Consider the following 14,636-nt stretch of genomic DNA (forward strand, 5'->3'; position numbering starts at 1 on the left):
ATTTAAGGCTGACATGCTGCTGTCAGTCTTTCTTTTTAATCTTTGATTTGAACATACAGCATTTGAGGGAGATTTCGTTCATGTATATGTCCCGAATGCAATCTGAAAGTAATAAAGTCAATCGCTCTAATGCTGCAATCCTTTCATTCTGCAATAATGTAACAGTGTTACATAGTGCCATCAAAAGGTGGAGCTTATATAGCGTTGCCTGTCTGCTAACAAGATCGGCCGTTTTTTGGGTTCAGTAATCCTAAGTTATTCCCCCTGGCGTATCCGAAGTAAAAACCTTACTTCTTCTTACCTCGCACTTTTGAAGCCTTAGGATGCTCTTCAAGTCAACCAGCAAAAACTAAGGTATAAAAAATGATTTATAAACCCCCATCAAAAGCCGTTGAATTTTAAAATGTTTTTAATATGTTGGTTAGTAACTTATGAAATGCAAACGAACAGAATCAGGAACTCAGGAGAGGAATGACGGCCGTGGGAAAATGGTATCTTCATCGCTTCTATTCAAAAGACCGCGAGATACGAAAGTATTTGCCGCCTACCACATTATTCAATGAACAGACTTTGAGAATATTTATAGAAAAATATGGTGCGGTCTATATTAAACCTGATAAAGAGCACATGGGTAAAGGAATATTAAAAGCTTGGAAAACAGACAGCGGATACGCTTTTGTCCTTTTGAGGGGGGCCGTAATAAAATGTGCTTCTTTGGACGAACTGTACAAGGAGATCAAAAAACGGTCTTTGTCCCAGCCATACATCATTCAAAAAGCCATTCCTCTAGCCCAAATTAGCGGTAGGCCTTTCGATATCCGGGTTATGATGATGCGTAACATGCAGAATCGTTGGCAGTTTTTCGGGCTTTATTCGAAAGTGGCAGGGCCCAAGAGTATTGTCACCAATATAACCAGCTCACGAGGATATGTGACTCTCTTTGAAGAGTCAATGAAGCAGTCATTGGGGTATTCTAAAGAAAAAGCGTCGAGTGTCAAAAAACAACTTACCCGCCTAAGCAACAAAATTTGCAATCGGGCCGGGAAGATAAAATATTATCAAAAGATCGGTATTGACTTTGCTGTCGATAGTAATGGAAATGTATGGATTATCGAAGTGAATTTTACTTATCCGGGCTTCAAGGGGTTCTCCCAATTACCCAATCAAAAATATTACTGGGATATCAAAAAAATGAACAACATTCTGCGAAAAGGGCGACTCTTCGGCGATAAGGTAACCGAAACATAAAGAGCTGCACTAACGGAAATATTAGCTCAATAAAATGAATCAAAGGCAGCCCTGTTACACTGAAAAACGAACGAAGGGGTAACTCCAAGGCCATTACGATCTTGGAGCTGCCCCTTTCTGTGTGTTTATTTAATACCAAGCCGCATGCGGTAGCTGAGCATAACGGGAAGTGTCCGTCCTTGGAAGTGCTCCTCGACCAGCGCATGAAACTGTGCGATTCTATCGTTCAATTCGGTTTGTTTCAGCTTGAGCACGGTCTGAATACCGCCTTGACTGACGGCAAGGCCGGTATATCGTTCAGCGGTGAACGGCTCCATATGATGGAATACGATCTCTTTAGAGAACCGGAACACCCCGCTCTCCCGGATATGCTTCAGATGCTCGTTCTTATTCCCTTTATAAGCCTTCTCCTGTGTCTCCACATGACGGTCGATGATGGCCTCTGCCCATTCGATCAGCTCATGGTAGGATTGCTCGACCTTCCAGGTCAGGCTCGGCGGCCAGTCGCAATCATATACCGCGAATATCCCTTCCTCACGCAGAACGCGGGAAACCTCCTTCAACGTGCTGGCCGGGTCCATCCAGTGAAAGGATTGGGAACAGGTGATGATGTCCGCGGACTGATCCGGGAGCGCTAATTGGTTCGAGTAGCCGGAGACGAACTTGATGTCGGCAAGCTGCACACCGTGACTGGCGTCGGCCTCTTGCTGAAGCGATCGCAGTTTGGCCATAGCCTTGCCCCGCATATCATCATTCGGTTCAACGCCGATGACTTGGTCGGCTGCGTTTCTCCAGGCAAACGAGGATAATCCCGTGCCGCATCCCAAGTCGACAACGAGAGAGGGCTTGCGTTCCAAATATCCTGCCAGCAGGGCGACAACCTCCTGGGGAGCTTCGGGACGATGCTGGTCGTAGGTATCCTCAAAGCCGGTGAAACGGTCCACGTTGCTGGCCCGGTTGCCATCGGGAACGAAATCCTTACTCCACGCTTCGGTCATATCCTTGGTCATCAATATTCATCTCCTTATCCGGGTACATGAGTCGGGCAGTACAATTCGAGCTTTCTTGGCTGCTTCTAGTACGGACGAAGGCTCCAATTGCTGCTTCCTGCCGCTTTAATTCCATCATATCATAGGAAAGGAACTTATTAACAGATAGGCTTGACCCGGGGAGTGCCGATGCGGGTACAATAGAGAGATCGAATGAGGAAGAGGGATGCTTATGAAGACACCAATATCACCGAAGGGGATCTTCTTCGATGTGGATGATACATTGTATGACCATCTGGCGCCTTTTCGTGATGCCGTTCAGGAGGTTGCCCGCCCTGCTGGCGGGTTTCCTTATGAAGACGCCTATCACCGGATGCGCTATTACAGCGACAAGCTGTCCGTAGAACTTGGAGGGGCTGGCACGGAAGCTTATGGGGAAGCGGTTGAGGATATGCGCAGGCGTCGTTTCCAATTCGCGTTGGCCGAATTCGGCATACAGCTGACTCTCGAGGAGGCTGAGGCGGTACAGCAGACCTACTTGGACCGGCAGTATAACATCACGATGTTTGAAGGCGCCCGGGAGCTTCTTAAGAAATTGGCGGATGCCGGGCATGTCGTTGGCTTGATTACCAATGGTCCGGCGGAACACCAAATGAATAAAATCGTAGCTATGCAGCTGGGTGACCTCATACCGGAGGAGCGTCTGTTTGTATCCGGAGCCGTGGGTTGGGACAAGCCCGATCCTCGGATCTTCCACCATGTGAATCGGCTGACCGGAACGATGCCGGAGGGCTCTTATTACATCGGGGATTCGTGGCGTAATGATGTGGTTGGCGCCCTGGCTGCGGGTTGGCATGTGATTTGGTTCAATCATCGGAGCGTCGGGCCGGAATCGGAGCATCAACCGCAGCATACCGTGACGAGTTATGGCGAGCTGGAGCGGTTGCTGGATGAGGTTATCGGATAAAAAATGCTGCGGCGAGCGCAAAGTGTTACCGGAGCAGGACTAAGTTAAAGAATTATCGTGGCCAGGCCCTTTAAATGGAGGGTTTGGCTTTTTTCTTGCTTAATATTCAACCGATTGGTTGACTTTATGGGTTCCGTTCATTATAGTTAACCATATGGTTGAACAAAATAACGAAGAACAACTGGATCACATCTTCCACGCGCTGGCTGATCCGACCCGAAGAGAGATGGTGCGCATGATCGCAGCGCGGGAGATGACCGTATCCGAGCTGGCCGAGCCGTTTGACATGTCGCTTGCGGCAGCCTCCAAGCATATCAAGGTGCTGGAGCGCTCCGGCCTGCTGGATCGATCCATTCAGGGGCGGACACATACCTGTCGCCTCAATCCGGGCGTCATGTCCAGGGCACTGGAATGGCTGCAATTCTACGAACGATTCTGGACCCGACAATTTGATGCATTGGAACGCGAGCTGAACAAAGCGAAGAAGGAGGAGCATTAGGAATACGGCTGGATATACTGGACAACGATGAGAACGTAGGGAAACAGACGGAATACCACTTTGAATATGAGAAGGATGATTAACATTGGAGAATGCCTCTACAACCACGCTGGTCATGAAACGCTTGTTTGAGGTAGCGCCGGAACGAGTATTTGATGCCTGGTTAAACCCCGACATGATGCGCAAATGGTTGTTTACGCTGGAAACGACGAACAAGATCGCCCGTAATGATCCTCGGGTAGGCGGAACCTGGGAGATTGTTGACGTTCGGGAAGGCAAGGAGTACCGGGCCATTGGGGAGTATCTTGTAATCGATCGGCCCCACAAGCTGGTGCTTACCTTCAGGATGCCCCAGTTCAGCGACACCGTGGACCAAATAACGGTTGAGTTCAAAGCAGTGGACGCAGGATGCGAGATGACATTCACGCAAGAGATCGTTGTCCCTCACGAGGAAGATTGGACCGCAGAGGATATCGAGAAGGCGCTGACGGAGTATCATACCCAGACCGAACATGGATGGGGTTATATGTTTGAGGGATTGAAGCAGCTGCTTGAGACAGGAAAGATAAACTACCCATCCTAATCTGATGAACAAGGGAGAGTGTTTTGTCCATGAAGAGTGTTACCCCGTTTTTAATGTTTCAAGGTAATGCCGAAGAAGCCATGAACCATTACATTTCCATTATCGAGGATTCCGAAATTACAAGCATTGTCCGTTATGGCCCCAATCAGCCGGGAGCCGAGGGAAGTGTCATGCATGCCACCTTTTCGTTGAAGGGGCAAACGTTCATGTGCATCGACAGCAATGTGAAGCATGATTTCACGTTCACGCCTTCCTTCTCCATCTATCTGACTTGCGAATCGGAAGCGGAGATCGAGAAGGTGTACGGGGCATTAATTGATGGCGGAGGTGCGATGATGCCGCTGGACAACTATGGCTTTAGCCAAAAATTCGGCTGGATCGCGGACAAGTTCGGCGTATCATGGCAGCTTAATCTGCCGAATGAAGCGTAACGTTACGCAATCGATCCATTAGAGACGGGCCCTGGAGGGGTCCGTCTCTTTTTGGTGCTGACAATGCATCGCCAGCTCGTTGCTCCGCGATCAAGACCCCGCCGATCCCCTTGCCAACCGAATGGCAGAGTGTAGGGTGTCTCGAAGCTGGCCCCATCTTCGCTTCTTACTCCGTATACTGCTTACGGAATTGCAGCGGCGATAGGCCGAAACGTGCGGAGAAGCGGCGGGAGAAATAGGGCGGGTATTGAAACCCCACATGCTCCGCAATACGCGCCATGGACCACTGGGTGGTCAGCAGCAGCCGCTTCGCCTGGTCCAGGCGATATTGAAGCAGGTACTCCGTTGGCGTCACGCCGTGTGATTCTTTCATGCACCGTGTTAGGTAATTGTAGTGGAAATGCAGATCGGATGATAAACGTGCGTTGCTGATAGGCTCACGGTAATGCATTTTGATATAGGACTCTACCTGCTCCGCGATTTTGCGTACCCGCGATTGTTCCTGCCCCGATCTCGACGGGTCCAGCAGCACTAGGAGCTCGATAAACAGCGTTTGTTCCCGCCAAAATGCCGTGGACCTTGGTTCCGTTGCCAGTAGGTGCAGGGACTCGAACAGTTGATAGGCTTGCTCCGGATAAGGGATAGGGCCATGCCTCGGCAGCTTAATGTTGTGTGAGATCGAATCATCATCGGCTGCGCTTGATGCTGCGGACTGAAAATGCAGCCAATAAAAGGAGGTTTCCTCCCGGCACCCCTGCACGGCGTAATGGTACGCATCCGGCAATAATACAACGGAATCCCCTGGGCCAAGCGCCCACTGCATGTCCTCCTCGCCCAGGAACAAGCAGCCGCGTTGAACCAGGATGAGATCGAAAACGCCAAGGTTTCTCCGGTTAGGATGCGACTCGCCCGGCATATAGTGTGTTTTTCCGGATTCAAGGAAGTAGGGGAGCGGCGGCGAAGGAAAGGAAAGAACGCTCCGTTCCGTCATGGTAACACCTCCAGGGAAGTGTGAAATCGTATAAGGAATTAGGTCAATTCTGTTATCGTTTTCATCCTATCATAGAACGTAGAATGGGATGTGTCGAGGCTTTATCCTATCTAATCTCAAAAGGAGTGTGTGTCCAAGATGATAACTCTTACTTCGCGTTCAACTGCCGTCCCTCTGAAGCAAGTGAAACTGACGGATCCTTTCTGGTCCCGTTACATAGAGCTGGTAAGGGAAGTGGTGATCCCATACCAATATGAAGTCCTCCATGATCGAATTCCGGGCGTGGAGCCGAGTTATGGCGTGTCCAATTTTCGAATTGCTGCCGGCAGGGACGAGGGTGAATTTGGCGGCATGGTGTTTCAGGACAGCGATGTCGCCAAATGGCTTGAGGCTGCGGCTTATTCGCTTGCCATTCATCCCGATCCGAAGCTGGAGGAGCAGGTGGATGAGCTGATCGATCTTGTGGCCGCTGCCCAGCAGCCGGATGGCTATCTGAATACGTATTTTACGGTGAAGGAACCGGAGAAACGCTGGACCAATCTGACGGATTGCCATGAGCTGTACTGCGCCGGCCATATGATTGAAGCTGGAGTCGCGCACTACCGGGCGACGGGCAAACGGAAGCTGCTGGACGTGGTGTGCCGTTTGGCGGATTACATCGATACCGTCTTTGGCCCCGAGGATGGCAAAATCCATGGGTTCGACGGCCATCAGGAGATTGAACTGGCACTGGTGAAACTGTATGAGGTGACTCAAGAGCCGAGATATTTGAACCTGAGCCTATATTTCATCGATGAGCGCGGGACAGAACCTCACTTTTTCCTTCAGGAGTGGGAACAGCGAGAGAAGAAGTCGTTCTACCCCTCGGTACTGCATCCGCCGCATTTGGCTTATCATCAGAGTCACCTGCCGGTCAGGGAACAGAAGGAAGCGGTCGGGCATTCGGTCCGTGCCGTTTACATGTATACGGCGATGGCGGATTTAGCCGCCAGAACGAAAGACCCTTCTCTGCTTGAAGCTTGCGTAAATCTATGGCATAACATGGTCCGTAAACAGATGTACATTACCGGGGGAATCGGTTCCACCCATCACGGCGAGGCGTTTACCACGGACTATGACCTGCCGAACGATACCGTATACTCGGAGACCTGCGCATCCATTGGGTTGATCTTTTTTGCCCAGCGCATGCTGCAGCTGTCACCCAAATCGGAGTATGCGGACGTGACGGAGCGCGCGCTGTTCAACACGGTAATTGGCAGCATGGCACAGGACGGGCGGCATTTCTTCTATGTGAATCCGCTTGAGGTATGGCCTACGGCCTGCCGCCATAATCCGGGTAAATTCCATGTAAAGCCGGTTCGGCCGGGATGGTTCGCCTGCGCTTGCTGCCCGCCGAACGTGGCGAGACTGCTGTCGTCGCTGGGTGAATACGTGTATACGATGAATGACGATACGCTGTATACCCATCTATACATCGGCGGCGAAGCGGAGGTCCGGTTCGGGAACGTGCCGGTGAAAGTAACCCAGACCAGCGCGCTGCCATGGGACGGGAATGTTACGCTTACGCTTCAGCCTGAGCAGGCAGCCGAGTGGACCGTCGCTCTCCGTATTCCGGACTGGTCGCGCGGCAAAGCCGTCATGCGGGTGAACGGGCAAGAGATGATCGTGGAGGATATTACCCAAGACGGCTATGCCTACGTGAAGAGAGTGTGGGCATCGGGGGACACGGTGGAACTGGCATTCTCCATGGAAATCCATCAAGTAAGAGCCAATCCAAACATACGGGGGAATGCCGGCAGGGCCGCGATTCAGCGGGGGCCGCTCGTATACTGCCTGGAAAGCGTTGACCATGGAGCGCCGGTATCCTCGCTGTCGCTCGCAGGCGATCCGAAGCTTCATTCCCGATTCGACCCGGATTTTCTCGGCGGGGCCGTAGTCATTGAAGGGGATGGGTGGCTTGAGGAGTCTGATGATTGGGGCGATGAACTGTATCGCTCCTCTCCGAAAAAGAGGCTTCCTGCGGCATTAAAGGCCATTCCGTACTATTTATGGGGCAACCGTGGCGAGAATGAAATGGCCGTTTGGGTGCGCGAGCTGCCGCACACGGTATAAAGATCGTACAGTCGGCTCTCTCCCGAAGAGGGAGCTGACAGAACAGCCAGCATACAAAGGATGCAATGGCAAAGGATTGATGATGCCGAACCGCATGACGTGAAGGCCCCAAGGTCGATGGACCTCGGGCAAGCCCTTTTTTATCCGAATCGGCTGCCTGCGTTTATAACAGCTTCTTGATATCCTCTTCTATTTTCTCCGGAGTATCGGTTGGCGCAAAGCGCTTGACCACCCTGCCGCTGCGGTCCACAAGGAACTTGGTGAAGTTCCATTTAATCGCTTTAATGCCCAATGCGCCGGGAGCTTCATTCGTTAGATGCCGGTAGAGCGGATGAGCGTTCGTGCCGTTCACATCAATCTTGGAGAACAACGGGAAGGTGACGCCATGATTGAGCTTGCAGGCCTCCTCGATCGCGGAGTCCTCCTCCAGCTCTTGATTCATGAACTGACTGCTGGGGAAACCGAGAACGGCCAATCCTTGATCGCGGTAGGTTTGGTGCAGCTTCTCCAAACCGCCGAATTGAGGGGCAAAGCCGCATTTGGTCGCTGTGTTGACAATGAGCATAACGTCGCCTTTATAAGATTTGAGCGTTTGGGACTCGCCGCGTATCGTTTTTACTTCATATTCATAGATGGACATCGCCGTAGAACCTCCTCCAATAGGATGTATATACAATCAGAGTATATTCTTTCGCCATGGATTGCAATTTGCTATAAACGGTAGCGGCAGTTATGTGCTATATCATGACAAATGCTGGAATGCAATACATGATGCGGAAATATAGAGAGTGAAATTTTGTATTTTCATCTGGACGAATTTAGGAGATATATGGTAGTAGTAGAATAAGTGTTTAAGCAGATGAAACAAGAGTATACTGCTGAAATCATATGTGGGGGGACTTTATGAGATTAAAAACACAAATGCTCAAAACGACGGTAACCAGCCTGCTCGCTTTTATGTTCATCGTCCTCATTGTCCTGGTTCCGAGGGATTTGAATCTGTCGCTGGACAGCAATTTGTGGGTGACGAATTATTCCTTTGATCTGGGTGAATATGTTACGTATATTCGCGATTATTTTGCAAATGCCATTCAGAACGGGACGCTGGGGGAATCGCAGTATACCGGCCAGTCTTCAGAAGCCGCCGCTTTTGGAGCCGTCGGTAAAAGCCTGCTCGTTATTGTATCCGCTTTAATCATTGGATTCGTGTTCGGCATTCTGAAGGGAGTCCTGGACTACAAATTGTCCAAGACCAAATTCAATGTGCTGGGACACTGGACCACATGGCTGTTCCAATCCATTCCGGATTTTTTTCTGATGCTGATCGCCCAGTGGGTGCTCATTAAGTATGTTCCGGCTATCCGCTATTTTGCGGTTGACGGCTGGGAGGCCTTCGTGCTGCCTTCGCTGCTCGTGTCGATTTACCCGATTTTCTTCATTGCCCGAATCACTTCGGCTTCTCTGCTTGCACAGGAGGGCAAACTATACATACTGCTGGCTAAAGCCAAGGGACTTAGTGACCGAAAGATCGTATATAAACATATGCTGCGCAACGGCATCGCGACCATCTTGACCCATCTTCCGGGCCTGCTTGTCTTCATATTGTCCAACCTGCTCGTGGTGGAATATTACCGCAACTACCCAGGGGCGGCGTGGAGATTGTTTCAGGCGCTGGATTTCAATACGTTCAGCGGCACCGGCGGCAATTATGAACCGGGTGTCATTATTTATATCGCATTTTCCTTCATGGTGCTGTTCATGATCGTCCAATGGATCAGTCATTCGGCACGCAATTACTTTGATCCACGATAAGAAATGAGGTGAGTCGACTTGAAGAATGTCCCTTTATGGATTGGAGGCACGCTGCTCGCATTCTTTGTTTTTGTTATGCTGGCGGGGCCTTACATGCCCTTCATTGATAAGGATTTGAAGAAGGAACCCTCCAGATGGGTCATGAAGGATGGGAAGCAGAAGCTGACCCTTCCGCCCTATAAGCCTTCCTCGAAGAACTGGCTGGGATCGGATAAGAGGGGGGTCGATAACCTGAGCAAGTTGGTTGTGACCGCCAAGGATACGATCCTGCTGGTGCTCGCGATTACGGCTGTCCGATATGTGATCGGGGTGCCCCTGGGATTGATCGCTCGTAAGAAAAAGGGCTTCACCCACCGGTTCATTACCTTCTGGAACCAGCTGTGCTCCTATTTGCCGCCGGTCTTCGCCTCGGCCCTGCTGCTTGCGCTTCCGTTCTTTCTCTTCTCCCAGCAGCGGATGGCCTGGGCCATTCTGATTCTGGCCAGCGTTGAAGCCGGACGGGTGGCCATCACGATTCAGCAGCAGGCCCACAAAATGGCGAGCGAGCCCTATATGGAAGCCGGAATGGCGTTAGGACTTCGAACGAGGACACTGACGAAAAATTACTATATTCCGGTCATGTTCCCCGAAGTGATCGTCAACTTCTGTTTGGATATGGGAAAGGTCATGCTTCTGCTCGGCCAGCTTGCGATCGTGAACATCTTTCTTGGTCATGAGTGGAAGGAAGTTAATTATTACGTCATGGAATTCGTGGAGACCGGCTACAACTGGGCGACGATTCTGTCCAAGAATCGAGCGGACATATGGTTAGGAAAGTTCCAATTCGTTGTCTATCCCGCATTTGCGATGATGCTGCTAATTATCACGTTCAACCTGTTAGGCGAAGGCCTGCGCCGTCGTTTTCAAGTTAAGGGCTGATCGGTATTTAACTGTTAACGCCAAGAACCGGAAGAATGAAGGCCTTCGCCGCTTGTATCCCTTACAGGGGAGAGACTTTGGTGAAATCCAGATTCCTCCGGTTCTTTTCAAAATATCAGAAAGTATGCTGCTGTTTACACTTTTACGGGAATATCCGGATGAGCCCAGACAGATACACTGCCGCCGTTCACCGGAAAAAGAGCGAAGCCATCCTTGCCGATCGTTATGCGATCCTTCCGGGTGCGGGTCAGATCCACCCATACCTCTCCGGCTCGATGTTCGCCGACAAACATCCGCTTATCCCCGGCTTCACCATTGGCAATGACCACCGCGCAGCCGGAAAACTCGATTTCCTGGATGCCGCGGCGAACCCAACCTATCGTATTCGGATGGTCAAAATAATCATCCTGTTCGCCATACGCCCGATTCGCTCTGGCATAGAGCAGCGGGTCAATCGCTTCCCTTTTGCCGGGAATGGGCTTCTCGCCGCCGATTCCGTAATAATCGCCATAGAAGACGGAAGGATATCCGTCCTTTCGCAGCAGGATCAACGCATAAGCGCTCTGCTTGAACCAATCCTCCACCCAGGATTCCAGCGATTCCTGCGGCTGTGAGTCGTGGTTGTCCACAAACGTGACGGCATTCATCGGGTGCGATTGCACAAGCGTGTCGTCGAAGATCGTCCGCAGATCAAAGGAACGGCCGGCTTTGGAAGCCGCTTGGAGTTTATAGTGAAGAGACACGTCAAAAAGATCGATCCTATAATCCACCGTATCCAGAAAGTTTCGACAGTCCTGAAGCTCGGGATTCCAGAACTCGCCCACGATGTAAAAATCATCTCCGCGCTTTTTTTTCATGGCGGTGGCAAATTCTTTAATGAAGTCATGGTTAATATGCTTGATCGCATCCAGCCGGAAACCACTGCATTGCAGCGTATCCACCAGCCACTTGCCCCATGCCACCATTTCCTTGCGTACATCCGGATGACTGTAATCAATGTTGGCAAACATCAGGTAGTCGTAATTGCCGAATTCATTGTCAACGTTATCGCTCCATGATTTATTCTCGCCGACGATCCGGTAAATGCCTGAACGCTTGCTGATATCGTCGTAATCGGTACCGTTAAAATGCGTAAAATTCCATTGGAACGAGGAGTATTGATCCCCTCGGCCAGGGAAGGTGAATTTGGTCCAGCCTTCAATCTCGAATGGCTTCGATATATCCTTGGTCCGATCCATCTCGTCGACCTGCACAACCCGAAACCGCTCGGTTTCATCTGCACCGGCCTTATGGTTCATGACCAGATCCACATAGACGGCAATCCCGTTCTTGTGGCAGGCCGCGATGGCATCGATCAATTCCAGTTTGGTTCCGTACTTCGTGCGAACCGTTCCCTTCTGATCGAACTCTCCCAGATCATACAGGTCGTACACGCCATAACCATTGTCCTCAGCGGACGATGCCTTCGTCACCGGAGGAATCCATACCGCATCGATCCCTGCCTTGCTCAGCTCCGGGGCTGCGTTCTTGAGTCGGTTCCAGTGCGAGCCATCGGCAGCAACATGCCATTCGAAAAATTGCATAATCGTATGATTTCGTTGCATACTTCCATCTCCTCTATCATGATAGCTCTGCATGAATGCTGCATACTAAGCTCAAATACCCAAGAAAGCAGGGGAGCTAAACCTTCCACTCGAAATGGAGGACCGCATACATTTAGTTTTACCCTAAAATGGAAAGAAAAAGACGGGGGTTCCCTGGGGGACTTGGCGAATCTGCGTCGCGGGTTTTTGATTTGGGGAAGGATCGTAAGCTGTACACACGAACCCGAAACCCGCGGCAAACACACGCACCCCAGACTGATCATGTACGCAAAAAACACCATTCCCAGCGCATAATTCAACGCTAGAGATGGTGTTCGTTCCTTACATATTGGCTGCCTTCCGCTTACTTATGCCATGGCATAAGTAAGCAGGATCAGCAGCACGGTGGTGATGGACATGGCCAGCAGCGGCCGCCAGGCACCGCGTACATCCTTCAAGTGGACATTCAGGCCAAGTCCCACCATGGCCATGGCAAGAATAAAGGAGGCCGCCTGAGAAATCCAATCCTTGATCGGCAGGGGAATGATCGGTTGTCCGGTAAATTCCCAGCTTCCCAGTACACTCGCTGCCATGAAGCCCAGCAGGAACCAGGGAAACTCCATCCGTGTTTGACTCTGTAAACGCCCGGTGCGCTTCATCCAGACCATGAGCACGATACTGAGCGGTACAAGCAAAAATACGCGTCCCAGCTTGGCAAGCAGACTAATCGCAAGGGCGTCCTCACCTGCCGGAGCAGCTGCCAGTGCTACATGGGCGATTTCATGAAGACTTACGCCCGACCACACGCCATATTGGGTGTCTGTTAAAGGGAGCAGAGGCTGGACGAGGGTATATCCGATAGCAACGATGGTTCCAAGAAAGGCGATAAGCCCTGCTCCAAGCGCGGTGTCCTTCTCCTTCGCCTTGAGAATCGGGGACACGGCAGCAATGGCCGCCGCACCGCATACGCCGGTTCCAATGCCGAGCAAGAGGGACAGGGACATATCGGCCTTCAGCCATTTGGCAATCAGCAGGGTAAGCGCAATGGCAAATACAACGCTGATGACATCTCTCATCATTAAACCGAGGCCTTGCTGGAATACGATGCCGATATTCAGCTTTAAGCCATATAGTATAATCGCTACACGCAGCAGCCGCTTGGCCGTGAATTGGATTCCAATGCGCAGTCTCTCCGGGTAACCGCGCAGCTGCCGGTATATCGCGGCGATGAGAATCGCCCATGCGAGCTGGCCAAGGTAGCCAAGGCCTGGCACGCTTGCTAATGCGTAACCGATGAGGGCGATGACAAAGGTAAAGGCAATGCCGCCTGCGGCGGCGGGCAACGTATGCTGTGTCCATCGAACCAGGCGATGGACGTGTTCTTGTGATTTGGAATAAGCTGGCTCTGTCATAAGATGTAACCTCCGATTCGTTCGGTTGGTCTGAACCCATCGTATCTCATTCCGCTGGATAAGAAAAATAAATCATTATGATGATAATCATAAGTGATAAGTTATGATAATATAGATCATAACCATTCGTGGATATTGCAAACGAAGGAGGCCGAAAGCGTGGATCCAACATTGGAGGTATTCGTTACGGTGGTAGAGAAGGGGAATTTTACCCGTGCGGCCGAGGAACTGCTGATGACACAGCCCGCGGTAAGCCAATATATCCAATCGCTCGAGCGGTCTGTTGGCACCAAGCTGCTGGAGAGAACCAATAAATATGTCCGGCTGACAAAAGCCGGAGAGATTGTATATCATCATGCGAAGGACATTCTGGGTTTGTACACCCGCATGAACACGCTTGTGGACGATTTGATGCATCGGGCAAGCGGCAATTTGTCCATTGGCTCCAGCTACACCTTCGGGGAATATATGCTGCCGCATTTGATCGCTTATATGAGGGAACATTATCCCTTGATCCGCCCATCGATTATGATCGGGAACACCACGGAGGTGGCGGAGATGATCCTGCGCCATGAGGCGGATATTGGCATCGTGGAAGGGGATTATCAGGATGAGAAGCTGCATATCGAGGCCTTTGCCGAGGATGAGATGGTGGTGATGGTTCCCCGGGACGGGCGGTATGACCATCTGCAAGAGCTATCGCTCTCCGAACTTGCGGATGAGACCTGGATTGTCAGGGAAGCCGGATCAGGCACCCGCGCGGCAACGGAGCGGATGTTCTCACGGTATCATATTCACCCTCAGCATATCGTGGAGTTCGGAAGCACCCAGCTGATCAAGGAATCCGTGGAGGCAGGCCTTGGCGTCACGCTGTTGTCGAGATGGGCGGTGCGCAAGGAAGTTCAACTCGGAACGCTGCACATGCTGATACCGAACGGCAAGCCGGTGGCCCGGCAGTTCTCATGGATTACGCAGAAGACACCTTATCATACCAAGGCCGTTGAGGTATTTCTTGAGCTTCTGCATCATAAGCGGGGTTTTCCCAAAGGAGTCTAAATCTCGGTGCAAGAGCATCCCCGTTAAGGGGATAT

Annotated in this window: 14 protein-coding genes; 9 read left to right on the forward strand and 5 right to left on the reverse strand. The window is 51.1% G+C overall.

Features of this window, described 5'->3' with window-relative positions; all coding sequences use genetic code 11:
- Window positions 1-480: 480 nt before the first annotated feature.
- On the forward strand, window positions 481-1,248 hold the full coding sequence (locus ABEW73_RS17750; RefSeq protein ID WP_430166676.1) for a YheC/YheD family protein: 768 nt from the start codon (window positions 481-483) through the stop codon (window positions 1,246-1,248).
- Window positions 1,249-1,373: 125 nt separating this feature from the next.
- On the opposite strand, the gene ABEW73_RS17755 is transcribed toward ABEW73_RS17750, so the two are convergent.
- On the reverse strand, window positions 1,374-2,258 hold the full coding sequence (locus tag ABEW73_RS17755; protein WP_430166678.1) for a class I SAM-dependent methyltransferase: 885 nt from the start codon (window positions 2,256-2,258) through the stop codon (window positions 1,374-1,376).
- A gap of 205 nt (window positions 2,259-2,463) precedes the next feature.
- On the opposite strand from ABEW73_RS17755, the gene ABEW73_RS17760 reads away from it, so the two are divergent.
- From ABEW73_RS17760 to ABEW73_RS17775, 4 genes are all read left to right on the forward strand, one after another.
- Window positions 2,464-3,204: an HAD family hydrolase gene (locus ABEW73_RS17760; RefSeq protein ID WP_430166680.1), complete on the forward strand. Its 741-nt coding sequence runs from the start codon at window positions 2,464-2,466 to the stop codon at window positions 3,202-3,204.
- Between the two features lie 154 nt (window positions 3,205-3,358).
- A complete protein-coding gene (locus tag ABEW73_RS17765; RefSeq protein WP_430166681.1) occupies window positions 3,359-3,703 on the forward strand; it encodes an ArsR/SmtB family transcription factor in 345 nt (114 codons plus the stop codon).
- Between the two features lie 85 nt (window positions 3,704-3,788).
- Complete coding sequence (locus tag ABEW73_RS17770; RefSeq protein WP_430166683.1) at window positions 3,789-4,286, forward strand: SRPBCC family protein; 498 nt, start codon at window positions 3,789-3,791, stop codon at window positions 4,284-4,286.
- 29 nt (window positions 4,287-4,315) lie between these two features.
- Window positions 4,316-4,717 carry a VOC family protein gene (locus ABEW73_RS17775; RefSeq protein ID WP_430166685.1) on the forward strand — a complete coding sequence of 134 codons (402 nt, stop codon included), beginning with the start codon at window positions 4,316-4,318 and terminating at the stop codon, window positions 4,715-4,717.
- Window positions 4,718-4,883: 166 nt separating this feature from the next.
- Here the strand turns inward: ABEW73_RS17775 and ABEW73_RS17780 are convergent, their stop codons facing one another.
- Window positions 4,884-5,708, reverse strand: coding sequence for a helix-turn-helix domain-containing protein (locus tag ABEW73_RS17780; RefSeq protein ID WP_430166687.1), 825 nt, complete (start codon window positions 5,706-5,708; stop codon window positions 4,884-4,886).
- A 138-nt stretch (window positions 5,709-5,846) separates the two neighbouring features.
- Here ABEW73_RS17780 and ABEW73_RS17785 point away from each other — a divergent pair, with 138 nt between their 5' ends.
- The gene (locus tag ABEW73_RS17785) at window positions 5,847-7,820 is read left to right on the forward strand and encodes a glycoside hydrolase family 127 protein (RefSeq protein WP_430166688.1); all 1,974 of its coding nucleotides are present in this window, start codon (window positions 5,847-5,849) and stop codon (window positions 7,818-7,820) included.
- Between the two features lie 163 nt (window positions 7,821-7,983).
- Here the strand turns inward: ABEW73_RS17785 and ABEW73_RS17790 are convergent, their stop codons facing one another.
- Window positions 7,984-8,460, reverse strand: coding sequence for a glutathione peroxidase (locus ABEW73_RS17790; RefSeq protein ID WP_430166689.1), 477 nt, complete (start codon window positions 8,458-8,460; stop codon window positions 7,984-7,986).
- A 263-nt stretch (window positions 8,461-8,723) separates the two neighbouring features.
- Here ABEW73_RS17790 and ABEW73_RS17795 point away from each other — a divergent pair, with 263 nt between their 5' ends.
- On the forward strand, window positions 8,724-9,632 hold the full coding sequence (locus tag ABEW73_RS17795) for an ABC transporter permease subunit (protein WP_430166690.1): 909 nt from the start codon (window positions 8,724-8,726) through the stop codon (window positions 9,630-9,632).
- An 18-nt stretch (window positions 9,633-9,650) separates the two neighbouring features.
- Window positions 9,651-10,550: an ABC transporter permease subunit gene (locus tag ABEW73_RS17800; RefSeq protein WP_430166692.1), complete on the forward strand. Its 900-nt coding sequence runs from the start codon at window positions 9,651-9,653 to the stop codon at window positions 10,548-10,550.
- Window positions 10,551-10,684: 134 nt separating this feature from the next.
- Here the strand turns inward: ABEW73_RS17800 and ABEW73_RS17805 are convergent, their stop codons facing one another.
- Window positions 10,685-12,154 carry an alpha-amylase gene (locus tag ABEW73_RS17805; RefSeq protein ID WP_430166694.1) on the reverse strand — a complete coding sequence of 490 codons (1,470 nt, stop codon included), beginning with the start codon at window positions 12,152-12,154 and terminating at the stop codon, window positions 10,685-10,687.
- A 347-nt stretch (window positions 12,155-12,501) separates the two neighbouring features.
- Window positions 12,502-13,545: a YeiH family protein gene (locus ABEW73_RS17810; protein ID WP_430166696.1), complete on the reverse strand. Its 1,044-nt coding sequence runs from the start codon at window positions 13,543-13,545 to the stop codon at window positions 12,502-12,504.
- Between the two features lie 159 nt (window positions 13,546-13,704).
- Here ABEW73_RS17810 and ABEW73_RS17815 point away from each other — a divergent pair, with 159 nt between their 5' ends.
- Entirely contained in the window at window positions 13,705-14,601 is an 897-nt protein-coding gene (locus tag ABEW73_RS17815) for a LysR family transcriptional regulator (protein WP_430166698.1), read from the forward strand.
- Window positions 14,602-14,636 lie beyond the last annotated feature (35 nt).

The sequence above is a fragment of the Paenibacillus lautus genome (assembly GCF_050482385.1).
Lineage (GTDB): Bacteria > Bacillota > Bacilli > Paenibacillales > Paenibacillaceae > Paenibacillus_AQ > Paenibacillus_AQ lautus_B.